Source organism: Pseudomonas sp. SF2 (genome assembly GCF_036858055.1).
GTDB lineage: Bacteria > Pseudomonadota > Gammaproteobacteria > Pseudomonadales > Pseudomonadaceae > Aquipseudomonas.
The window spans coordinates 216,728-239,426 of the sequence record NZ_JAMBDI010000009.1 but is presented as its reverse complement, the minus strand read 5'-3'; the positions used below and the strand labels follow the sequence as shown (position 1 = coordinate 239,426).

The 22,699-nt window shown below is 61.3% G+C and carries 20 protein-coding genes and 2 tRNA genes; 3 read left to right on the top strand and 19 right to left on the bottom strand.

Annotation, left to right across the window (positions count from 1 at the left end; genetic code table 11):
• Positions 1 to 17: 17 nt before the first annotated feature.
• The 10 genes from nusA to rlmE form a co-directional block, all read right to left on the bottom strand.
• Positions 18 to 1,499: a transcription termination factor NusA gene (gene nusA / locus M2S36_RS06885; RefSeq protein WP_063911790.1), complete on the bottom strand. Its 1,482-nt coding sequence runs from the start codon at positions 1,497 to 1,499 to the stop codon at positions 18 to 20.
• A 59-nt stretch (positions 1,500 to 1,558) separates the two neighbouring features.
• Positions 1,559 to 2,017 (bottom strand): ribosome maturation factor RimP, encoded by a 459-nt coding sequence (gene rimP, locus M2S36_RS06880; RefSeq protein WP_003249960.1) that lies wholly within the window; start codon positions 2,015 to 2,017, stop codon positions 1,559 to 1,561.
• Between the two features lie 130 nt (positions 2,018 to 2,147).
• Positions 2,148 to 2,224, bottom strand: a tRNA-Met gene (locus M2S36_RS06875).
• 100 nt (positions 2,225 to 2,324) lie between these two features.
• A tRNA-Leu gene (locus M2S36_RS06870) sits at positions 2,325 to 2,410 on the bottom strand.
• Between the two features lie 21 nt (positions 2,411 to 2,431).
• Positions 2,432 to 2,830, bottom strand: coding sequence for a preprotein translocase subunit SecG (gene secG, locus M2S36_RS06865; protein ID WP_015271857.1), 399 nt, complete (start codon positions 2,828 to 2,830; stop codon positions 2,432 to 2,434).
• 4 nt (positions 2,831 to 2,834) lie between these two features.
• Positions 2,835 to 3,590: a triose-phosphate isomerase gene (gene tpiA, locus M2S36_RS06860; protein WP_063911791.1), complete on the bottom strand. Its 756-nt coding sequence runs from the start codon at positions 3,588 to 3,590 to the stop codon at positions 2,835 to 2,837.
• Between the two features lie 65 nt (positions 3,591 to 3,655).
• Entirely contained in the window at positions 3,656 to 4,996 is a 1,341-nt protein-coding gene (gene glmM / locus M2S36_RS06855) for a phosphoglucosamine mutase (RefSeq protein ID WP_063911792.1), read from the bottom strand.
• Between the two features lie 16 nt (positions 4,997 to 5,012).
• Complete coding sequence (folP, locus tag M2S36_RS06850) at positions 5,013 to 5,864, bottom strand: dihydropteroate synthase (protein ID WP_207834350.1); 852 nt, start codon at positions 5,862 to 5,864, stop codon at positions 5,013 to 5,015.
• A gap of 8 nt (positions 5,865 to 5,872) precedes the next feature.
• Positions 5,873 to 7,777 carry an ATP-dependent zinc metalloprotease FtsH gene (ftsH, locus tag M2S36_RS06845; protein WP_015271861.1) on the bottom strand — a complete coding sequence of 635 codons (1,905 nt, stop codon included), beginning with the start codon at positions 7,775 to 7,777 and terminating at the stop codon, positions 5,873 to 5,875.
• A gap of 203 nt (positions 7,778 to 7,980) precedes the next feature.
• A complete protein-coding gene (gene rlmE, locus M2S36_RS06840) occupies positions 7,981 to 8,607 on the bottom strand; it encodes a 23S rRNA (uridine(2552)-2'-O)-methyltransferase RlmE (RefSeq protein WP_025340705.1) in 627 nt (208 codons plus the stop codon).
• A gap of 102 nt (positions 8,608 to 8,709) precedes the next feature.
• On the opposite strand from rlmE, the gene yhbY reads away from it, so the two are divergent.
• A complete protein-coding gene (gene yhbY / locus M2S36_RS06835) occupies positions 8,710 to 9,018 on the top strand; it encodes a ribosome assembly RNA-binding protein YhbY (RefSeq protein ID WP_003249945.1) in 309 nt (102 codons plus the stop codon).
• 144 nt (positions 9,019 to 9,162) lie between these two features.
• Here the strand turns inward: yhbY and M2S36_RS06830 are convergent, their stop codons facing one another.
• From M2S36_RS06830 to grpE, 8 genes are all read right to left on the bottom strand, one after another.
• Entirely contained in the window at positions 9,163 to 9,603 is a 441-nt protein-coding gene (locus M2S36_RS06830; RefSeq protein ID WP_207834348.1) for an MFS transporter, read from the bottom strand.
• A complete protein-coding gene (gene greA, locus M2S36_RS06825; RefSeq protein WP_013974292.1) occupies positions 9,581 to 10,063 on the bottom strand; it encodes a transcription elongation factor GreA in 483 nt (160 codons plus the stop codon). Before greA ends, M2S36_RS06830 begins: the two co-directional genes overlap by 23 nt.
• On the bottom strand, positions 10,060 to 13,281 hold the full coding sequence (gene carB, locus M2S36_RS06820; protein WP_207834346.1) for a carbamoyl-phosphate synthase large subunit: 3,222 nt from the start codon (positions 13,279 to 13,281) through the stop codon (positions 10,060 to 10,062). The genes greA and carB overlap by 4 nt, the downstream gene beginning before the upstream one ends.
• Positions 13,282 to 13,386: 105 nt before the next feature.
• Entirely contained in the window at positions 13,387 to 14,523 is a 1,137-nt protein-coding gene (gene carA / locus M2S36_RS06815) for a glutamine-hydrolyzing carbamoyl-phosphate synthase small subunit (protein ID WP_063911795.1), read from the bottom strand.
• A 327-nt stretch (positions 14,524 to 14,850) separates the two neighbouring features.
• The gene (dapB, locus tag M2S36_RS06810) at positions 14,851 to 15,657 is read right to left on the bottom strand and encodes a 4-hydroxy-tetrahydrodipicolinate reductase (RefSeq protein WP_063911796.1); all 807 of its coding nucleotides are present in this window, start codon (positions 15,655 to 15,657) and stop codon (positions 14,851 to 14,853) included.
• A gap of 13 nt (positions 15,658 to 15,670) precedes the next feature.
• Positions 15,671 to 16,795, bottom strand: a complete 1,125-nt coding sequence (dnaJ, locus tag M2S36_RS06805) for a molecular chaperone DnaJ (protein ID WP_063911797.1) — start codon at positions 16,793 to 16,795, stop codon at positions 15,671 to 15,673.
• Positions 16,796 to 16,992: 197 nt separating this feature from the next.
• Positions 16,993 to 18,918, bottom strand: a complete 1,926-nt coding sequence (gene dnaK / locus M2S36_RS06800) for a molecular chaperone DnaK (RefSeq protein WP_207834334.1) — start codon at positions 18,916 to 18,918, stop codon at positions 16,993 to 16,995.
• 101 nt (positions 18,919 to 19,019) lie between these two features.
• The gene (grpE, locus tag M2S36_RS06795; protein ID WP_207834322.1) at positions 19,020 to 19,577 is read right to left on the bottom strand and encodes a nucleotide exchange factor GrpE; all 558 of its coding nucleotides are present in this window, start codon (positions 19,575 to 19,577) and stop codon (positions 19,020 to 19,022) included.
• Positions 19,578 to 19,768: 191 nt separating this feature from the next.
• Between grpE and recN the strand changes: the two genes are divergently transcribed.
• A complete protein-coding gene (recN, locus tag M2S36_RS06790; RefSeq protein WP_207834321.1) occupies positions 19,769 to 21,442 on the top strand; it encodes a DNA repair protein RecN in 1,674 nt (557 codons plus the stop codon).
• 191 nt (positions 21,443 to 21,633) lie between these two features.
• On the opposite strand, the gene fur is transcribed toward recN, so the two are convergent.
• Positions 21,634 to 22,038 carry a ferric iron uptake transcriptional regulator gene (gene fur, locus M2S36_RS06785; RefSeq protein WP_015271870.1) on the bottom strand — a complete coding sequence of 135 codons (405 nt, stop codon included), beginning with the start codon at positions 22,036 to 22,038 and terminating at the stop codon, positions 21,634 to 21,636.
• A gap of 97 nt (positions 22,039 to 22,135) precedes the next feature.
• On the opposite strand from fur, the gene M2S36_RS06780 reads away from it, so the two are divergent.
• Positions 22,136 to 22,669 carry an outer membrane protein assembly factor BamE gene (locus tag M2S36_RS06780; RefSeq protein WP_085599585.1) on the top strand — a complete coding sequence of 178 codons (534 nt, stop codon included), beginning with the start codon at positions 22,136 to 22,138 and terminating at the stop codon, positions 22,667 to 22,669.
• The last annotated feature ends 30 nt before the right edge of the window (positions 22,670 to 22,699 follow it).

Genomic DNA, 22,699 nt, shown 5'->3' with positions numbered 1-22,699 from the left:
CCTCAGGCCGCGCCTAATTACTCGAACCAGTGGGCTCGGGCGGCCATGATCAACTTGCCGGCACGCTCTTCGTCGATGCCGTCGATGTCGAGCAGATCGTCTATCGACTGCTCGGCCAGGTCTTCGCGGTTAACCACGCCGCGCACCGCCAGTTCCGCCGCCAAGTCCTTGTCCATGCCCTCAAGGGAGAGCAGGTCTTCAGCCGGATGGGCGTCTGCCAGTTTTTCTTCGGTAGCGATGGCCTTGGTCAACAAACGGTCCTTGGCTCGAGCGCGGAGCTCGTTGACGATATCTTCGTCAAAGCCATCGATGTTGAGCATTTCTTCCAACGGTACGTAGGCAATTTCTTCGAGGCTGGTGAAGCCTTCGTCGACCAGCACTTGGGCCAGCTCCTCGTCGACTTCCAGTTCATCGATGAAATTGCGCAGGATGTCACCGGTTTCGGCCTGCTGCTTGGCCTGGATGTCCTTCTCGGTCATCACGTTCAGGGTCCAGCCGGTCAGCTGACTGGCCAGGCGAACGTTCTGACCGCCACGACCAATGGCCTGGGCCAGGTTGTCCTCGGCAACGGCGATGTCCATGGCATGGGCATCTTCATCAACGATGATCGCCGCGACTTCAGCCGGCGACATGGCGTTGATGACAAACTGCGCCGGGTTATCGTCCCACAGGACAATATCCACACGCTCACCACCCAACTCCCCGGATACAGCCTGGACGCGCGAACCACGCATGCCGATACAGGCGCCTTGCGGGTCGATGCGCTTGTCCTTGGAGCGGACGGCGATCTTGGCTCGCGAACCCGGATCACGGGAGGCAGCCATGACTTCGATGAGGCCCTCGGCAATTTCCGGCACTTCGATGCGGAAAAGCTCGATCAGCATCTGTGGCGCGGTGCGCGACAGGATCAGCTGAGGACCACGGTTTTCGGTGCGAATTTCCTTGAGCAGCGCACGCAGGCGCACGCCAACACGGAAGGTCTCGCGCGGAATGATGTCTTCGCGGGCCAGCAGGGCCTCGGCGTTGTTGCCCAGGTCAACGATGACGTTGTCGCGGGTAACCTTCTTGACGGTACCGGAGATGATCTCGCCAACGCGCTCGCGGTAGGCATCGACCACCTGGGCACGCTCGGCCTCTCGGACCTTCTGCACGATGACCTGCTTGGCGGTCTGGGCGGCGATACGACCGAACTCGATGGACTCGATCTTCTCTTCGATCACGTCACCAACCTTGGCATCAGGGTGGGTTTCGTGAATCTTGCTCAACCAGGTCTCGATCGCCGGATCATCAAGATCGGCTTCGTCGACCACGGTCCAGCGACGGAAGGTCTCGTAGCTACCGGTGTGGCGGTTGATTTCCACACGCAGGTCGACTTCGTCTTCAAAACGTTTTTTGGTTGCAGTGGCCAGTGCCACTTCCAGCGCTTCGAAAATGACGCCGGGTGGTACACCTTTTTCGTTGGATACCGATTCAACAACCAGCAGTACTTCTTTGCTCATCGTACGCCTCGCCTTGCGCAAGCCATTGGGCCCGGATCGTCCGCCGGGCCCGGCACGTCTCAGTCAAAACTGGGAATAATATTGGCCTTGTCGATCGAGTCGATCGGCAACAGGAACTCTTGATTGTCCACCTGGACCACCACGTCCTGCTCCTCCACACCGCGGAGAAGGCCCTGGAAGTTACGACGACCCTCAAAGGGTGAGCGCAGCTTGATCTTCACTTGTTCGCCGGCATGCGAGGCAAACTGTTCCAGAGTGAACAGTGGGCGATCCATGCCTGGAGAAGACACCTCGAGGGTGTATTCACTGCTGATCGGATCTTCCACATCGAGAATTGCGCTGGCCTGACGGCTGACCGCTTCGCAGTCGTCCACCAGGATGCCGCCTTCCTTGTCGATGTAGATGCGCAGTACCGAATGCTTACCCTGGGAAACGTATTCGATCCCCCAGCACTGATAGCCCAGACCCTCGACAACCGGGGCCAACAAGGCCTGCAACTGTTCTAGCTTGCTCGACACCTGAACCCCCTCGTGCATGCTGTGCAAATAAAAAATGGGCGAAGCGCCCATCCCTGAAAGCGCCGTTGGACAACGACGCCGAAAACTGTTCGGTTAGCAAAAAGCCCCTGAAAAGGGGCTCCGCTGAAGCTGGTTGCGGGGGCTGGATTTGAACCGACGACCTTCGGGTTATGAGCCCGACGAGCTACCAAGCTGCTCCACCCCGCGACAAAGCTGGGGCAAAAGTATAAGACCGAACCCTGCTGAGGGTCAAATCCGAACCTTCACCTGCAAGAAAGCCCGCTAAAGCGGGCTCTCAAGCTTTAATTGGTACCGAGAAGGGGACTCGAACCCCTACACCCTATGGGCACAACCACCTCAAGGTTGCGTGTCTACCAATTCCACCACCTCGGCAATACTACTACTTGAAACCCGTTACTTCTGCTCTTGTGCCGGAGGAGGTACATCACCCGTGTTAGGAGTGGTTTCGCTCTTCTGCTGCTGGAGCACCGGTACATCATCATTAACTGCCGGTTTCTGCGGCTCTTTCACTTCTAGCACTGCTGGATCCGGAAGACCCGCTTGGCTAAGCTGGTGAGCTTGTTGCTTCGCGAAGTATCCTAACCCAAGTGCTGTCAAAAAGAAAGTGGCAGCGAGTATAGCAGTTAATTTACTCAGGAACGTTGCAGAGCCCTGGCTCCCGAACACGGTATTTGAAGCACCCGCGCCGAAAGATGCACCTGCTTCCGCACCCTTACCCTGTTGCAACAGAACCAGCACTACAAGCGACAGCGCTGCCAACAGATGAAAAACAACGATGACTGTTTCCAGCATTTGTTCAGTTTCCTGCGGCGCGACAAATTGCACCGAATTCGTCTGCGTTCAGGGAAGCCCCACCAATGAGCCCCCCATCGATATCCGGCATGCCGAACAGTTCGGCCGCATTGGCCGCCTTCACGCTGCCGCCGTAGAGCAACTGCACCTTCGCAGCCACTTCAGCATCTTCTGCCGCCAGCTGGCCGCGGATGGCTGCGTGCACATCCTGGGCCTGCTGTGGCGTGGCCGTAAGGCCGGTGCCGATGGCCCATACAGGCTCATAGGCAATTACTGCATTGGCAAAAGCCTTAACACCGAATGCTTCGATGATACTGCTTAGTTGACGCCCGACAACTTCGAGCGTTTTGCCAGCCTCGCGCTCTTCAAGGGTTTCCCCGATGCAAAGCACTGGCTTCAAACCTTTGGCCTGGGCCGCTGCAAACTTGCGATTGAGCACTTCGTCGGTCTCACCAATTATCTGGCGACGCTCCGAATGACCAATCAACACCAACTTGCAACCTGCTTCAACCAGCTGTTCCGGAGCAACTTCTCCGGTCAGCGCACCCTGTTCGGGTTGTACTGCAGAATTCTGTGCGCCGACAGTAATTCCCTTACCTGCCAGACCATCGATCACTTGATTGATGAACAAGGCCGGTGGAAACACTGCGACTTCCACTCCGCTCGGCAAGGCCAGATTTCTCAAGCCTTCGGTCAGCTCAGCGACGCTAGCGCGGGTACCGTGCATCTTCCAGTTACCAGCTACCATAGGGCGACGCATGCTTTACCTCGTCGGTCAAAGTGGGCGCAGATAGTACCCAACCCTATCTGCGCTGGCAAGCGCCTTCAGACACAAACTTCGCCGACCAGTTTGGCCAGCGCTTCTGCATGCGCACGCACCTGGCTTTCGTCCTCGCCCTCGACCATCACCCGCACCAACGGCTCGGTACCGGATTTACGCAGCAGCACGCGGCCGCGGCCGGCCAAGGCCTCGGTCACCTTGGCACTGGCTTCCTTGACCGACGGGTGCTCCAGCGGGTCGACCTTGCTGGCGCCATAGCGCACGTTGATCAGCACCTGCGGGCACTTGCGCAGGGCCTGACGGGCCTGGGCCAGGGTTTCGCCACGGCGCTTGAGCGCCATCAGCACCTGCAGGGCAGCGATGATCGCGTCACCCGTGGTGGTGTGGTTGCAGCACACGACGTGACCGGAGTTTTCACCACCGACCAGCCACTCACGCTCCAGCAGTTCGGCCATGACATAGCGGTCGCCGACCTTGGCCCGCACGAACGGGATATCCAGGTCCTTCAGCGCAAGCTCCAGGCCCAGGTTGCTCATCAGCGTGCCCACTACCCCACCCTGCAGCTTGCCACGGTCCTGCAGGTCGCGAGCGATGATGAACAGCAGCTCGTCACCATCGACGATGGCACCGGTATGGTCGACCATCAACACGCGATCGCCGTCACCGTCGAAAGCGATGCCCAGGTCGGCATGGCCCACCAGCACGGCAGCCTGCAGCGATTCGATGTGGGTCGAGCCGCAGCCTTCGTTGATGTTCAGGCCGTCGGGCTGAGCGTGCAGCACGGTCACCTCGGCACCCAGCTCGCGGAACACGCTTGGCGCAACCTTGTAGGTGGCACCGTGGGCGCAATCGACAACCAGCTTGAGGCCGTCGAAGCTGGTGCTGGTCGGCACGCTGCTCTTGCAGAACTCGATATAGCGGCCGGCGGCATCGTTGATGCGCGAAACCTTGCCCAGCTTGCCCGACTCGACAACGGTCATCGGCTGGTCGAGCAACTCCTCGATCATCAGCTCGACTTCATCCGGCAACTTGGTCCCCTGGCCCGAGAAGAACTTGATGCCGTTGTCATCGTGCGGGTTGTGCGAGGCACTGATGACGATGCCGGCTTCGGCATGGAAGGTACGCGTCAGGTAGGCGATGGCCGGTGTCGGCATCGGCCCGAGCAGCATCACGTCGGCACCCGCCGCGGACAGGCCGGCTTCGAGTGCGGACTCGAACATGTAACCGGAGATACGCGTGTCCTTGCCCACCAGCACCCGGCAGTGGCCTTGCTTGCGGAAGGCCATGCCGGCCGCCCAGCCAAGCTTCAGCATGAAGTCAGGCGTGATCGGGTATTCGCCGACGCGGCCACGAATGCCGTCGGTACCAAAGTATTTTCTGCTCATAGGGGCTCCAATGTTCTTATTCGGCGTTTTGCACCGCAGCGATCATGCGCACTACATCAACGGTTTCGGCCACGTCATGGACACGAAGAATGCTCGCCCCCTTGGTCATGGCCAACGCCGCCAGCGCAAGGCTGCCGTACAAGCGCTCGCCGACCGGACGTTCCAGCGTCAGGCCGATCATGCTCTTTCGTGAAACACCCACCAGCAGCGGGCGCCCAAGGCGATAGAGCGCTTCCATGTGCTTGAACAGGCTCAGGTTGTGCGCCAGTGTCTTGGCGAAACCGAAGCCCGGATCAAGAATGATTCTGTTAGCGTCGATGCCCGCCGCAGCACAGGCGGCCATTCGCTGCTCAAGATAACGCGTAACCTCGACGGTCACATCTTCGTAATGCGGGTCGTCCTGCATGTTACCCGGCTCGCCGCGCATGTGCATGAGGCACACCGGCAGGCCGGTATCCGCGGCCGCGTCCAGGGCGCCATCGCGCTCCAGCGCTCGCACGTCGTTGATCAGCCCGGCACCAAGGCGCGCCGATTCACGCATGACCGCTGGCGTGGAGGTATCGACCGAGATGACCACATCGAGGCGGCTGTTGATCGCCTCGACCATGGGTGCCACCCGCTCCAGCTCCTCGGTCACCGATACCGCGCGCGCGCCCGGCCGCGTGGACTCGCCGCCGATATCGATCAGCGTGGCGCCTGCAGCAACCATCGCTTCGGCATGACGCAACGCCTCGTCGCGCTGGTTGAAGCGCCCACCATCGGAGAAGGAATCAGGGGTGATATTGAGAATACCCATGACATGGGTACGCGACAAATCAAGAACCCGGTTGCCGCAAGGCAACCGGGTCGGGTACTGCACTGAGCTCATAGATGCCCTTAGTGTTGAGCCGCTGGACCGCCGATCGGCGATTCTGGGCGATCACCCTGGGCGGCAGGCTTGCCCGAAGCAGAGTCATCATCCCAGTCGCGCGGTTCGCGCGGGGTACGGCCGGCCATGATATCGTCAATCTGCTCGGCATCGATGGTCTCGTACTTCATCAGCGCTTCGGCCATGGCATCGAGCTTGTCACGGTTGTCGGTGAGCAGCTGCTTGGCCGTGGCGTAGCACTGGTCGATGATGCTGCGCACTTCCGAGTCGATCAGCTTGGCGGTTTCACCGGAAACGCTGGCGTGCTGGCTGGCAGCACTGCGGCCCAGGAACACTTCGCCCTCTTCCTCGGCATACATCAGCGGGCCGAGTTTTTCGGAGAGGCCCCACTTGGTCACCATGTTGCGGGCGATCTGGCTGGCACGCATGATGTCGTTGGACGCACCGGTAGTGACACCGTCGAAGCCCAGGGTCATTTCCTCGGCAATACGGCCACCGTACAGCGAGCAAATCTGGCTGATCAGTGCGCGCTTGGACAGGCTGTAGCGGTCCTCTTCGGGCAGGAACATGGTCACGCCCAGGGCACGACCACGCGGAATGATCGAAACCTTGTAGACCGGATCGTGCTCAGGCACCAGGCGACCAACAATGGCGTGGCCAGCCTCGTGGTAGGCGGTGTTCTGCTTTTCTTTCTCGGACATGACCATGGTCTTGCGCTCGGCGCCCATCATGATCTTGTCCTTGGCCAGCTCGAACTCTTTCATTTCGACCAGGCGCTTGTTGGCGCGCGCGGCAAACAGCGAGGCCTCGTTGACCAGGTTGGCCAGGTCTGCGCCGGAGAAGCCAGGGGTACCGCGGGCGATGACCGCCGGATTGACGTTCTCGCCGACCGGTACCTTGCGCATGTGTACCTTGAGGATCTGTTCGCGACCACGAATGTCCGGCAGGCCAACCACCACCTGGCGGTCGAAGCGGCCGGGGCGCAGCAGCGCCGGGTCGAGCACGTCCGGACGGTTGGTAGCAGCGATGACGATGATGCCATCGTTCATCTCGAAGCCGTCCATCTCCACCAGCAGCTGGTTGAGGGTTTGCTCACGCTCGTCGTGACCGCCACCCATGCCGGCGCCACGGTGGCGACCAACGGCGTCGATCTCGTCGATGAAGATGATGCACGGGGCGTGCTTCTTGGCCTGCTCGAACATGTCGCGCACACGGCTGGCACCGACACCGACGAACATTTCCACGAAGTCCGAACCGGAAATGGTGAAGAACGGCACCTTCGCCTCGCCGGCGATGGCCTTGGCCAGCAGGGTCTTACCGGTCCCGGGCGGGCCGACCATCAGCACGCCACGCGGGATACGGCCACCCAGGCGCTGGAACTTGCCCGGATCGCGCAGGAACTCGACCAGCTCGCCAACCTCTTCCTTGGCTTCGTCGCAGCCTGCAACGTCGGCCAGGGTGGTCTTGACCTGGTCTTCGGACAGCAGACGCGCCTTGCTCTTGCCGAAGCTCATCGGCCCGCCTTTGCCGCCCGCACCGCCCTGCATCTGGCGCATGAAGAACATGAACACGGCAATGATCACCAGGATCGGGAAGCTGGCCACCAGCAGCTGGGTCCAGATGCTCTGCTGCTCAGGCTGCTTGCCTTCGATGATGACGTGGTTGTCGACCAGGTCGCCGATCAGGCCGTTGTCGGTAATGGCCGGGCGCACGGTCTTGAAGTTGTCGCCGTCGGCGCGCTTGCCGGTAATGATGTAGCCGTCGACGGTCACACGCTCGACCTTGCCATCCTTGACCTGCTGGATGAAGTCGGAATAGTTGAGGGTCTGCGGCTCGTTAGGGCTGGAGAAGTTGTTCATCACCGTCACCAGGACAGCTGCGATGATCAACCACAGGATCAGATTCTTTGCCATGTCGTTCAATTCGCTACCCTCTGAGGTCGGCGCACGACGCAGCCGTTCCTCGCATGATATTCATCGCCCTAACTTACTACATTACCTACGCAGCCGCAGGCACCGTCTGTAACCCTTTGTGAAAGCTAGACTACACGAAGTTCGGACGATCCTGACGCAGCGGCCGATTGGAAATAACTATCGGCCACCCCGCTTCACGCCTTTCACGCCCCTTTGAAACCCCTGCCCAGCAGGTACTGCTCGCGGGAACGGTCACGCGACGACGACGGTTTGCGCATCTGTACCTTGTCGAACTTGCTGCGCACGTCCTTGAGGTACACGTCAAAGCCTTCGCCCTGGAAAATCTTGATCAGGAAGTCGCCGCCGGGCTTTAGCACGCGGGTTGCCAGATCGAGGGCCAGCTCGCAGAGGAACATCGCACGCGGCATGTCCACTGCGGGCGTACCACTCATATTGGGGGCCATGTCGGAAATCACAAGGTCTACGTGCGAATCGCCGACCGCCTCGAGAATGCGCTGCAGCACCTCATCATGGGTGAAATCGCCCTGGATGAAGGTCACATCCGGGATCGAATCCATTTCCAGGATGTCGGACGCGATCAGGCGGCCCTGGCCACCAATCAGACGACTGGTCACCTGCGACCAGCCACCAGGAGCCGCACCGAGGTCGATCACGCTCATGCCTGGGCGGATCAGCCGGTCCTTTTCCTGGATCTCCAGCAATTTGTAGCTCGCACGCGAGCGGTAGCCATCCTTTTGTGCCTGTTTCACAAAAGGATCGTTGAAATGCTCTCGCAGCCAGTTTGCGCTGCTTTTGGAACGTTGTACCACGGGGCACCTCGATGATATGCGTCGTGATTGACTGGGCGGAGCCGGTGGCCCTCGGGTAAAATGCCGGTCAATTTTACAGAATCAGACGGAAAGGGTCAGATTATGCCGCTCAATAACGAGCAGAAGAAGCAATACAAGTCCATTGGTCATGACCTGAAGCCGGTCCTGATCGTTGCTGGTAACGGTTTGAATGAAGGCGTCATCGCCGAACTGGAGCGCGCCCTGGTCGACCATGAGCTGATCAAGGTCGAAATTCGCTCGGAAGACCGCGAAGAGCGGGCCGAGACCATTGCCGAACTGTGCAAGGCCGGCCGTGCCGAGCTGGTGCAGACCATCGGCAAGAAAGCGCTGATCTACCGCAAGAACCCACAGCCGAACAAGCAGCTGTCCAACATCCACCGTTACAAGTAACGGCAAAGGGGCTGCTGCGCAGCCCATCGCGACACAAGGCCGCTCCCACAGGGATTGCACCGACCTGCGGCACAACGCAATCCCTGTGGGAGCGGCCTTGTGTCGCGAAAGGGCCGCAAAGCGGCCCCAGCGATCTCGAGCCGTTTAGCGGCGCATCTTGACCGGCACCGGCTGGGCCACCAGCACGATGCCGGAAAAGCCCAGCACCAGGAAACAGAGCAGCTGCCAGCGCTCGCCAACGGATATTCCGTAACGCAAGGTGTAATACCCCACGCAGGCACCGAAGCCGAGCAACAGCATCTGGCCACGGAACTGCCGCCACCAGGCCGCCAGGCCGTCCACCCTCGCCAGCACTGCCAGCTGGGTCAACAAACCAAGCAACGCCACGCCGATCAACCAGCGGTCGATCTGCCCGGCGATGTCCTGCACCAGCAGCGGTGCCAGGCCACTGACCTTGAGCGCGGGCACCAGCCCCACGTGAAACACCCACAGGCCACCGACCCAGAAAACCTGGGCCAGCTGCCAGAGGATCCCCTCGAGGGATGGCGCCCGCAGGCGCCGGTCAGATGTGCTTGACTTCGACAATCTCGTACTCGACCGTGCCGCTAGGCGTCTTGACGACGACAGTATCACCTTCTTCCTTGCCGATGATGGCACGGGCAATCGGTGCTCCGCTCGAGAGCTTGCCCTGTTTCACGTCGGCTTCATCCTCGCCGACGATCTGGTAGCTCACCTCTTCATCGGTTTCGGTGTTGGCCAGTACCACGGTGGTACCGAAAATCACCTTGCCGGTGTGAGGGATAGTGGTCACGTCGATCACCACCGAGTTCTGCAGGCGGCCTTCGATATCACGGATACGCGCCTCGACCATGCCCTGCTCCTCACGGGCAGCATGGTATTCGGCGTTTTCCTTGAGGTCGCCCAGCTCGCGCGCTTCACCGATGGCCTGGCTCAGGCGCGGGCGCTCGGTCTTGCTCAGGAACAGGTGCTCCTCTTCCAGGGCGCGGGCGCCCTGGACGGTCATCGGGTACTTGGTAATGCTCATGCTTTCAGTCCTGCATGCAGATCCTGCAGGCGACGAACGGTCTTTTCCGGACCGAATTTCAACGCCTCGCAGATGGCTTCACCGGCCGCAATGGTGGTAGTGCAGTAAATCTTGTGCTGCAGCGCATTGCGACGAATCGAGTAGGAATCGGCGATCGACTGGCGGCCTTCGGTGGTGTTGATGATCAGCGACACTTCGTCGTTCTTGATCATGTCGACCACGTGCGGGCGACCTTCGGTCACCTTGTTCACACGGCGCACTTTCAGGCCAGCCGCTTCGATAACCTTGGCGGTGCCGGCAGTTGCAACCACTTCGAAGCCCAGGGCGATCAGGTCGCGGGCAACGCCAGCCACTTGCGGCTTGTCGTCGTCACGCACGCTGATGAACGCGGTACCGCCGGTTGGCAGCACTTCGCTGGCACCCATCTGGGCCTTGGCGAAGGCTTCACCGAAGCTATCACCAACACCCATGACTTCACCAGTCGATTTCATCTCAGGGCCGAGGATCGGGTCAACCCCCGGGAACTTGGCGAACGGGAAGACGGCTTCCTTGACGCTGTAGAAGTTCGGGATGATTTCCTGGGTGAAGCCCAGCTCTTTCAGGGTTTTGCCGGCCATGACGCGAGCCGCGATCATCGCCAGGGAGGTGCCGATGCACTTGGACACGAACGGCACGGTACGCGAGGCGCGCGGGTTGACTTCGATCACGTAGATCTTGTCGCCCTGCAGGGCCAGCTGCACGTTCATCAGGCCGACCACGCCCAGTTCCAGGGCCATTTTCTTGACCTGTACGCGGACTTCGTCCTGCACTTCCTTGCTCAGCGAGTAAGGTGGCAGCGAGCACGCCGAGTCACCAGAGTGAACGCCGGCCTGTTCGATGTGCTGCATGATCGCGCCGATCACCACGTCGGTGCCGTCGCACACCGCATCCACGTCCATCTCGATGGCGCAGTTGAGGAAGTGGTCCAGCAGTACCGGGCTGTCGTTGGACACCTGTACGGCTTCACGCAGGTAGCGCTTGAGCTCGTCCAGTTCGTAGACGATTTCCATGGCACGGCCGCCCAGTACGTAGGACGGGCGCACGACCAGCGGGTAGCCGATGCCGCCAGCAGCGCTGATGGCTTCTTCTTCGCTGCGCACGGTAGCGTTTGGCGGCTGCAGCAGGCTCAGGCGCTGAACCATCTGCTGGAAGCGCTCACGGTCTTCGGCGCGGTCGATGGCATCCGGGCTGGTACCGATGATCGGTACGCCGGCTTCTTCCAGGGCGCGGGCCAGTTTCAGCGGGGTCTGGCCGCCGTAGTGGACGATCACGCCTTTCGGCTTCTCGACGCGGCACACTTCCAGCACGTCTTCCAGGGTCAGCGGCTCGAAGTACAGGCGGTCGGAGGTGTCGTAGTCGGTGGAGACGGTTTCCGGGTTGCAGTTGACCATGATGGTCTCGTAACCGTCTTCACGCAGCGCCAGTGCGGCGTGTACGCAGCAGTAGTCGAACTCGATACCCTGGCCGATACGGTTAGGGCCGCCACCCAGGATCATGATCTTGTCGCGGGTCGACGGGTTGGCCTCGCACTCTTCCTCGTAGGTGGAGTACAGGTAGGCGGTATCGGTGGCGAACTCGGCAGCGCAGGTGTCGACGCGCTTGTACACCGGGAACACTTCCAGCTTGTGGCGGTGACGGCGCAGGTTCTTGTCGGTGATACCCAGCAGCTTGGCCAGGCGCTGGTCAGAGAAGCCCTTGCGCTTGAGGCGCAGCATGTAGTCCTTGTCGATCGACGACAGGGCCAGGGTCTTGACCTTCTCTTCTTCCTTGATCAGGTCTTCCATCTGCACCAGGAACCACATGTCGATGCCGGTCAGGTCGAAGATCTGCTCGCAGGTCATGCCGGCGCGCATGGCGTCAGCCACGTACCAGATACGCTCGGCGCCCGGTACGGTCAGCTCGCGCTTGAGGATGCTGTTGGCTTCCGGGCTGGCCAGGTCGACTTTCGGGTCGAGGCCGCAGGCGCCAACTTCCAGGCCGCGCAGGGCTTTCTGCAGGGACTCCTGGAAGGTACGGCCGATGGCCATGACTTCACCCACGGATTTCATCTGGGTGGTCAGGCGGGCGTCGGCTTTCGGGAATTTCTCGAAGGCGAAACGCGGCAGCTTGGTGACGACGTAGTCGATCGACGGCTCGAAGGACGCCGGGGTGCGGCCGCCGGTGATGTCGTTCTGCAGCTCGTCGAGGGTGTAGCCGACAGCCAGCTTGGCAGCGATCTTGGCGATCGGGAAGCCGGTGGCCTTGGAGGCCAGCGCCGAGGAACGCGAAACGCGCGGGTTCATCTCGATCACGACCATGCGGCCAGTGTTCGGGCAGATACCGAACTGCACGTTGGAACCGCCGGTTTCAACACCGATTTCACGCAGCACCGCCAGCGAGGCGTTGCGCATGATCTGGTATTCCTTGTCGGTCAGGGTCTGTGCCGGGGCAACGGTGATCGAGTCACCGGTGTGCACGCCCATCGGGTCGAAGTTCTCGATCGAGCAGACGATGATGCAGTTGTCCTTCTTGTCGCGGACCACCTCCATCTCGTATTCCTTCCAACCGATCAGCGATTCGTCGATCAGCAGTTCCTTGGTCGGCGACAGGTCCAGGCCGCGGGCGCAGATTTCTTCGAATTCTTCACGGTTGTAGGCGATACCACCACCAGTGCCGCCCATGGTGAACGACGGACGGATGATGCACGGGAAGCCCAGGCGCTCGAGGACGGCGTTGGCTTCTTCCATGCTGTGGGCGATACCGGAGCGCGGGCACTCCAGGCCGATGTCCTTCATCGCCTTGTCAAAGCGCGAGCGGTCTTCGGCCTTGTCGATGGTATCGGCGTTGGCGCCGATCATTTCCACGCCGAACTTTTCCAGAACGCCGTGGCGCTCCAGGTCCAGGGCGCAGTTCAGTGCGGTCTGGCCACCCATGGTCGGCAGCAGTGCGTCCGGGCGCTCTTTCTCGATGATCTTGGCCACCGACTGCCACTTGATCGGCTCGATGTAGGTGGCGTCGGCCATGGCCGGGTCGGTCATGATGGTGGCCGGGTTGGAGTTCACCAGGATGACGCGGAAACCTTCCTCGCGCAGGGCTTTACAGGCCTGGGCGCCGGAGTAGTCGAATTCGCAGGCCTGGCCGATCACGATCGGGCCAGCGCCGAGAATCAGGATGCTTTTGATGTCTGTACGTTTTGGCATGGTTGTCACTCAAATCCGGGGTCAGTCGGCAAGCCGCTTTGAACAATCTGGGTCAGGCGCTTCCGGGCGCGGCGCAAGCCGGCCCGGGGCCTTGAAGCAGGATGCTCAGCGGCGCTTGGCCATGGCATCGATGAAACGATCGAACAGTGGCGCGACGTCGGTCGGGCCTGGGCTCGCTTCAGGGTGGCCCTGGAAGCTGAACGCGCTCTTGTCGGTACGCTCGATACCCTGCAGGGTGCCGTCGAACAGCGACTTGTGGATGGCGCGAACGTTGCCCGGCAGGGTGGCCTCGTCAACGGCAAAGCCGTGGTTCTGGCTGGTGATCATGACCACACCGGTGTCCAGGTCCTGGACCGGGTGGTTGGCACCGTGGTGGCCGTGGCCCATTTTCACGGTCTTGGCGCCAGAAGCCAGGGCCAGCAGCTGGTGGCCGAGGCAGATGCCGAATACCGGGATCTCGGTGTCGAGGATTTCCTTGATCGCCTGGATGGCGTAGTCGCACGGCTCGGGGTCACCAGGGCCGTTGGACAGGAACACGCCGTCCGGGTTGAGTGCCAGCACTTCGCTGGCCGGGGTCTGGGCCGGCACCACGGTCACACGGCAGCCACGGGCAACCAGCATGCGCAGGATGTTCAGCTTGACGCCGTAGTCGAAGGCGACCACGTGGTACGGCAGGTCAGCGGCTTCGATGGTCGGGTGGCTGTCGGTCTTCAGCTCCCACACGCTGGAGCGCCACTCGTAGCGTTCCTTGGTGGAAACGACCTTGGCCAGGTCCATGCCCTTCAGGCCCGGGAAGGCGCGGGCAGCGGCAATGGCGGCTTCTTCGCTGATGTTGTCACCGGCGAGGATGCAACCGTTCTGAGCGCCCTTTTCACGCAGGATTCGGGTCAGGCGACGGGTGTCGATGCCGGCGATGGCGACAACGTTGTTGGCCTTGAGGTACTCAGGCAGCGACTGGGTGTTACGCCAGTTGCTGGCCAGCAGCGGCAGGTCACGGATGACCAGGCCAGCGGACCAGACACGGTTCGACTCGGCGTCTTCCGGGGTAGTACCGGTGTTGCCGATGTGCGGATAGGTCAGGGTAACGATTTGCTGCGCGTAGGAAGGGTCTGTAAGGATTTCCTGGTAGCCGGTCATAGCGGTGTTGAATACCACCTCACCAACGGTCTGACCGTCGGCACCGATAGCTTCACCGCGGAAAATACTGCCGTCGGCAAGGGCGAGTATGGCTGGCTTTGTCAAGAAGACCTCCCGTAAATCAAGCATGAAAGGGCGATCGCAGGTTGCAAAAAAGCGGAGTGACGTATGGACACGTCACCCCGCTTTCATGTGCTGAATTCAATTCGCTGCGCGCTTTTAGTGGACACACTAAAGCTGTAGCTTACAGAAAAGTGCGTTTTCGGTCTACCGCAGATGTGTCTCTAAAACATATCAATGCGACAGGCTGACATCCGCGGCGCCTGCTTCGCGGGTAAACCCGCTCCCACAGGGACCGCGCAAAGCCTGAGCCCTGCATAATTCCTGTGGGAGCGGGTTCACCCGCGAAGAAGCCAGCACCGCTCCAACGGCTCAGCGCAGCTCGAGCACATCCTGCATGTCGTAGAGGCCAGGCTCGCGCCCGTCCAGCCACAGCGCCGCTCGCACGGCCCCCTTGGCAAAGGTCATGCGGCTGGAGGCCTTGTGGGTGATCTCCACGCGCTCGCCTTCGGCGGCGAACAGCACGGTATGGTCACCCACCACATCACCGGCACGCACGGTGGCAAAGCCGATGGTCTGACGCTCACGCGCACCGGTCTGCCCTTCACGACCGTACACGGCCACTTCCTGCAGATTACGGCCCAGCGCCTGGGCAACCACTTCACCCATGCGCAGCGCAGTGCCCGACGGCGCATCGACTTTGTGCCGGTGGTGCGCTTCGAGGATCTCGATATCCACATCGTCACCCAGCACGCGCGCCGCGGTATCCAGCAGCTTCAGGCACAGGTTGACGCCGACACTGAAGTTGGCGGCGAAGACGATCGGGATTTCCTTGCCGGCTTCGGCCAGTTGCTGCTTCTCTTCCGGAGTGAAGCCAGTGGTGCCGATGACCATGGCCTTGCCGGCCTTGCGGCAGAACGCCAGGTTCTTCAGGGTCACCGAAGGGTGGGTGAAGTCGATCAGCACGTCGAACTCGTCGACCACCTTGGCCAGGTCGTCGGAAATCGGCACACCGATACGGCCCAGGGCCGCCAGCTCACCGGCATCAGCCCCCACCAGCGAGCTGTCCGGGCGGTCGATCGCCGCCGTCAGGCCCGCCTGAGGTGCCTGTTGCTGCACGGCTTCGACGAGGGTCTTGCCCATCCGCCCTGCCGCACCCATCACTGCAATACGTCGCATAGCCATTTCCTTGTCAGAGATCGCCGAAGAAGCGCTTCACGCCATCGAACCAGCCACTGGCCTTGGGCGAGTGGGAGCTGTCGCCTTCCAGCGAATCACGCAGCTCTTCGAGCAGCTCGCGCTGGCGGCGGCTGAGGTTGACCGGGGTTTCCACCGCCACACGGCACAGCAGGTCACCCGCACCACCACCGCGCACCGGGGCAACACCCTTGCCGCGCAGGCGGAACTGCTTGCCAGTCTGGGTGCCTTCCGGGATCTTCAGCTTCACCCGACCATCGAGGGTCGGCACTTCCAGCTCGCCACCCAGGGCGGCATCGGTGTAGCTGATCGGCACTTCGCAGTACAGGTGTTTGCCATCACGCTGGAAGATCTCGTGCTCACGCACGCTGATCACCACATACAGGTCGCCAGTCGGGCCACCATGGGTACCGGCCTCGCCCTCGCCCGACAAGCGAATGCGGTCGCCAGTATCGACACCCGCCGGCACCTTGACCGACAGCGTCTTGTATTCCTCGACACGGCCTTCGCCGTGGCACGAGGTGCAGGGGTCGGTAATGATCTTGCCCTGGCCGTGGCAGCGCGGGCAGGTTTGCTGCACCGAGAAGAAGCCCTGCTGCATGCGCACCTGGCCAATACCACCGCACGTCGGGCAGGTGGACGGGGTCGAGCCCTTCTTGGCACCGGAGCCGTCGCATGGCTGGCAGTTGACCAGCGTGGGCACACGGATGCTGACCGTGGTGCCACGCACCGCTTCTTCCAGGTTCAGCTCCAGGGTATAGCGCAGGTCGCTGCCACGCTGGGCGCCGCCACGCGAACCACCACGGCCACCACCGAAGAAGTCGCTGAACACATCGCCGAAGATGTCGGAGAAGTTGGCACCGCCGAAACCGGCACCACCGCCACCCATGCTCGGGTCTACACCCGCATGACCGTACTGGTCGAACGCCGCACGCTTGCTGGCGTCAGACAGCACTTCGTAGGCCTCGTTGGCCTCCTTGAACTTGTCTTCCGACTCTTTGTCGCCCGGGTTGCGGTCCGGGTGGTACTTCATCGCCAGGCGACGGTAAGCCTTCTTGAGGTCTGATTCGCTGGCGCCGCGCTCGACACCCAGTACCTCATAATAATCACGCTTGGACATAGGTCATTTGCACCTTGTTGGGCGTCTGGCATCTACGCCGCGCCATCAGCACCCGCCGCTTGCCCACCCGGGCCACTGACAGATGCTGTAAAAATTCTCGAATTCCAGATACGCCAACGCGGGAGCAAGCCCCCGCGCGGCGACATCCTACCAGCTCACCGCCAAACGACGGTGAACCGGCCGACAACATGCAGGGATTACTGCTTGTTGTTGTCTTTTACTTCTTCGAACTCAGCGTCAACCACGTCATCGTGCTTGGCTTCCGGTTCGGCCTGCTGTGCGCCGCCCTGAGGCTGTTCAGCCGACTGCTCGGCGTACATCTTCTGGGCAACCGGCGCCGACACCTTGGACAGCTCTTCGACCTTGGCGTCGATGGCAGCCTTGTCGTCGCCCTTGACAGCGGCCTCCAGGGCAACAACGGCAGCCTCGATGGCGGTTTTCTCTTCAGCGGTAACCTTGTCACCAGCGTCAGCGACCATCTTGCGGGTCGAGTGAACCAGCGCGTCACCCTGGTTACGGGCAGCGGCCAGCTCTTCGAACTTGCGGTCTTCCTCGGCGTTGGCCTCGGCGTCACGCACCATGCGCTCGATTTCTTCGTCCGACAGGCCGGAGTTGGCCTTGATCACGATCGACTGCGACTTGCCGGTGGCCTTGTCTTTGGCGCTGACGTGCAGGATGCCGTTGGCGTCGATGTCGAAGGTTACTTCGATCTGCGGCACACCACGCGGAGCCGGCGGAATGTCAGCCAGGTCGAACTTGCCCAGCGACTTGTTCTGTGCAGCCTGCTTACGCTCACCCTGCAGCACGTGAATGGTCACGGCGCCCTGGTTGTCGTCGGCAGTCGAGAATACCTGCGACTTCTTGGTCGGGATGGTGGTGTTCTTCTCGATCAGCGAAGTCATCACGCCACCCATGGTTTCGATACCCAGGGTCAGCGGGCTGACGTCCAGCAGCAGTACGTCCTTCACGTCACCAGCCAGCACGGCACCCTGGATGGCAGCACCCATGGCCACGGCTTCGTCCGGGTTGACGTCCTTGCGCGCTTCTTTACCGAAGAAGTCGGCAACGGCTTTCTGCACCAGCGGCATACGGGTCTGACCGCCGACCAGGATCACGTCGTCGATCTTGCTGGCATCGATGCCAGCGTCTTTCAGGGCGATGCGGCAAGGCTCGATGGTACGGTTGACCAGGTCTTCGACCAGCGACTCCAGCTTGGCGCGGGAGATCTTCACGTTCAGGTGCTTCGGACCGGTAGCGTCTGCAGTGATGTACGGCAGGTTGACGTCGGTCGACTGGGCAGAGGACAGCTCGATCTTGGCCTTTTCAGCGGCTTCTTTCAGACGCTGCAGTGCCAGCGGATCGTTCTTCAGGTCCATGCCGGACTCTTTCTTGAACTCGTCGACGAGGTAGTCGATCAGGCGCATGTCGAAGTCTTCGCCACCCAGGAAGGTGTCGCCGTTGGTTGCCAGTACTTCGAACTGGTGCTCACCGTCGACTTCGGCGATTTCGATGACCGAAACGTCGAAGGTACCGCCACCCAGGTCATAAACGATGACAGTGTGGTCGCCCTTGGCCTTGTCCATGCCGTAAGCCAGTGCAGCGGCAGTCGGCTCGTTGATGATACGTTTTACGTCCAGGCCAGCGATGCGACCGGCATCTTTGGTGGCCTGACGCTGGCTGTCGTTGAAGTAGGCCGGAACGGTGATGACCGCTTCGGTAACTGGCTCGCCGAGGTAGTCTTCGGCGGTCTTCTTCATTTTCTTCAGGACTTCAGCGCTGATCTGCGGTGGCGCCATGTCCTTGCCGCTGGCCTGCACCCAGGCGTCGCCGTTGCTGGCCTTGACGATCTTGTAAGGCACCAGCTTGATGTCTTTCTGCACCACGTCTTCTTCGAAGCGGCGGCCGATCAGGCGCTTCACTGCGAACAGAGTGTTGTGCGGGTTGGTGACCGCCTGACGCTTGGCCGACTGACCAACCAGGATTTCGCCATCGTTGGCGTAGGCCACGATCGACGGGGTGGTACGCGCACCCTCGGCGTTTTCGATGACTTTGACGTTACCGTTTTCCAGCACAGAGACGCACGAGTTGGTGGTCCCCAGGTCGATACCGATGATTTTACCCATGTTAACTCTCCCGAAACTTGAATTTGGTAGCAGCGACTACTTTGGCCAACTGCGGTAATACTTGAAGGCTTGACACCTAGATGGGGATGCCCCGAAAGATTTCAAGCCTTCTCATTGATCGAGGGTTGTGGCGCGCTCGGCGCCTTGCTGACCACCACCATGGCGGGGCGCAGCAGACGGCCGTTGAGCAGGTAGCCCTTCTGGAACACGTTCAGCACGCTGTTAGGCTCTACTTCGGCGTTTTCCTGCATGGCCATGGCCTGGTGGTGCTCCGGGTTGAACGGCTGGCCGTGCGGGTCGACTGCTTCGAGGTTGTAGCGCTTGAGGGTGTCCTGGAACATCTTCAGGGTCAGCTCGACGCCTTCGCGGATCTGCTTGACGTGTTCATCGTCGGCACTGGAGTGCGCCAGGGCCAGTTCCAGGCTGTCGATCACCGGCAGCAGGTCGCCCGAGAACTTCTCGAGGGCGAACTTGTGGGCTTTCTCGACATCCTGTTCGGCGCGACGGCGCGCGTTCTGCACGTCGGCAACGGCGCGCAGCGCCTGGTCCTTGGCGGCGGCCAGCTGCTCCTCGAGTTCCAGGACACGGGCGTCGGCAGCGTTACCTGCACCGGTCTCTTCGACGTTAAGGTCTTTCTCGTTCAGCTGTTCGTCAGCCATGGGGTCTCTCCTGCGCAATTTTGTGGACTGCGAGCCAGGCTCGCCTTGGATGTCGGCTATATGGGGCCGGAAAAACCAGCTTCAAGGGGCAAGGTGGATTTCCCGGCCGCAACAGAATCTGCCGAGGGGCATTGGCAGGCCTGAAAAAAGTACTGTATAAATAACCAGACCTGACTTTCGGGAGCCGCCCCATGCTGGTGCACCTGTCCATTCACAACTACGCCATCGTCGAGCATCTCGACCTCGAGATCGCCCGCGGCATGTCCGTCATCACCGGCGAGACCGGCGCCGGTAAATCGATCATGCTCGACGCCCTCGGCCTGGCCCTGGGTGACCGGGCCGACAGCGGCGTGGTGCGCCCCGGCACGGACAAGGCAGACATCCTCGCCACCTTCGACCTGGTGGATATCCCCGAGGCGCATGCCTGGCTGGCCGAGCGCGACCTGGACAACGACGGCCTGTGCATCCTGCGCCGGGTGATTACTGCCGAAGGCCGCAGCCGCGGCTACATCAATGGCACGCCCTGCCCGCTCGGCGACCTCAAGGCGCTGGGCGAACTGCTGATCGACATCCACAGCCAGCACGAGCACCAGTCACTGCTCAAGACTGATACTCACCGCCGCCTGCTCGACGAGTACGCCGGTGCCGTCGACCTGGCCCGCCAGGTGCAGCTGGCGGCCAAGCGCTGGAACCAGACCCGCCTGGAGCTGGAGCGCCTGTCCAACTCCGGCGATGAGCAGCGCGCCCGCCATCAGTTGCTGAGCTACCAACTGGAAGAACTGGACAACCTCGGCCTGGGCGAACACGAGCTGGAGCAACTGGAGCAGGAACACAAGAACCTGACCAGCGCCGAAGCCCTGTTCAGCATTTGCCGCCAGGTCATCGACCAGTGCAGCGAAAGCGATTCGGGCAATGTGCTCAGTGCCCTCACTGCCAGCCTCAACCGCCTGGGTGCCGCCACCAACTCACCAAAGGCACTGGGCGAAGCGGCCAACCTGATCGCCAGTGCGCAGATCCAAGTCGAGGAAGCCGTGGGCGAACTCAATCGCTTCCTCGACAACTTCGACGCCGACCCCATGCGCCTGCAGGCACTGGAAGAACGCCTCGACACTATCTACACGCTGGCGCGCAAACACCGCGTGCACCCCACCGAACTGCCCCATCTGCAGCAGCAACTGATGGAAGAGCTGGAAGGCCTGAACGCCAGTGACGAGTCAATCGAGCGCCTGGGTGAAGAACTGTCGGCCTTTGCCCAGCACTATAAAGAGAAGGCTCGCGAGCTGAGCGCACTGCGCCAGCAGGCTGCCCAGCAGTTGGCGGTGGCCGTCGAGCAGGAGATCCAGCGCCTGGGCATGCCCGGCGGGCGCTTCTGTATCGCGCTCACGCCCAACGAGGGTGCCGACCTGTCGCCTCATGGCCTGGAGCAGATCGAGCTACTGGTCAGCGCCAACCCCGGCCAACCACTCAAGGGCCTGGCCAAGGTGGCGTCAGGCGGCGAACTGTCGCGCATCAGCCTGGCGATCCAGGTGATTACCGCTCAGACCTCGCGCATCCCCACCCTGGTGTTCGACGAGGTCGACGTCGGTATCGGCGGGCCTACTGCCGAAATCGTCGGCCAACTGCTGCGCCGCCTGGGCGAACGCGGCCAGGTGCTGACCGTAACTCACCTGCCGCAGGTCGCGGCACAGGGGCATCACCATCTGTTCGTGCACAAGGTGCGCAACAGCGACACCACTCACACCGCCGTGGCCAGTCTGGGCAAACGCGAACGGGTCGAAGAGGTGGCGCGGATGCTGGGTGGCATCGACCTGACCAAGGAATCCCTGGCGCATGCGCGCAAGATGGTTGTAAGCGGCAAGGCCTGAGCCCTCCATTTTCAGGCCTCTTCGCGGGTAAACCCGCTCCCACAGGATATTCACCGGCCCCGAAACCTGTGCAGCACCTGTGGGAGCGGGTTTACCCGCGAAGAGGCCTGCACAAACGACACACCTCTCAGCCCCAGAAAGCACAAAGGCGACCCGAAGGTCGCCTTTGCTATCCATAACGATAAGAATCGTTACTTCTTTTTACGCACGTACAGGACCAGATTGTGGTCCACCAGCTCGTAGCCATGCTCGGCCACGATTTCGCGCTGGCGTTTCTCGATTTCGGCATCCATGAACTCGATGACTTCACTGGTCTCCACGTTGACCATATGGTCGTGGTGACCGCCATCGGCCAGTTCAAACACCGCATGACCGCCGTCGAAGTTGTGGCGAACCACCAGACCCGCTGCTTCGAACTGGGTCAGTACGCGATAGACGGTGGCCAGGCCCACGTCCTCGCCAGCTTCCATCAGCGCCTTGTAGACATCCTCGGCGCTCATGTGACGCTGCTCGGTGGAGTCGAGCATCTGAAGGATCTTGACTCGAGGCAGGGTCACCTTGAGGCCGGCTTTGCGCAATTCGCTATTTTCAACCATGGTCAGCTTTCTCGCCGATGCTGCTTCGCAGCTTCTCTTAATACGGGTATGATCGGGGTTTACGTTGTCCAGCCAAGATAGTGGAAGTCGCCCACCGATGCAAAACACCAAGCTCTTGCTAACCAGCCTCACCCTAGTGGGACTGCTCGCACTCGCCGGTTGCTCGTTTCCCGGGGTTTACAAAATCGACATCCAGCAGGGCAATGTCGTTACGCAAGACATGATAGACCAATTGCGCCCCGGAATGACCCGCCGGCAAGTAAGGTTTATCATGGGCAACCCGCTGATCCAGGACACCTTCAACACCAACCGTTGGGATTACCTGTACAGCCTGCAGCCAGGCGGCGGCAAACGCCAGCAAGAACGCATGAGCGTGTTCTTCAACGAAAGCGACCAACTGGTCAGCCTGTCTGGCGACTTCATGCCAGGCGTCAGCCGCGACCAGGAAATCCTCGGTGGCAGCAGCGACACCACGGTCAGCCCGGCCAACCAGGCAGAGCAGCCAACCGTGCAGCCTGAAGAAAAACCGGCCAAGCCAGGCTCGGTCGAAGAATCCATCCAGCGCGAGATCGACACCATCGAGACCACCCCGGTCCCGACGCCGGCTCCGCTGGAAACCTCGCCTCAGTAAGCGGCGAGCAGATACAAAAAAGCCCGGACC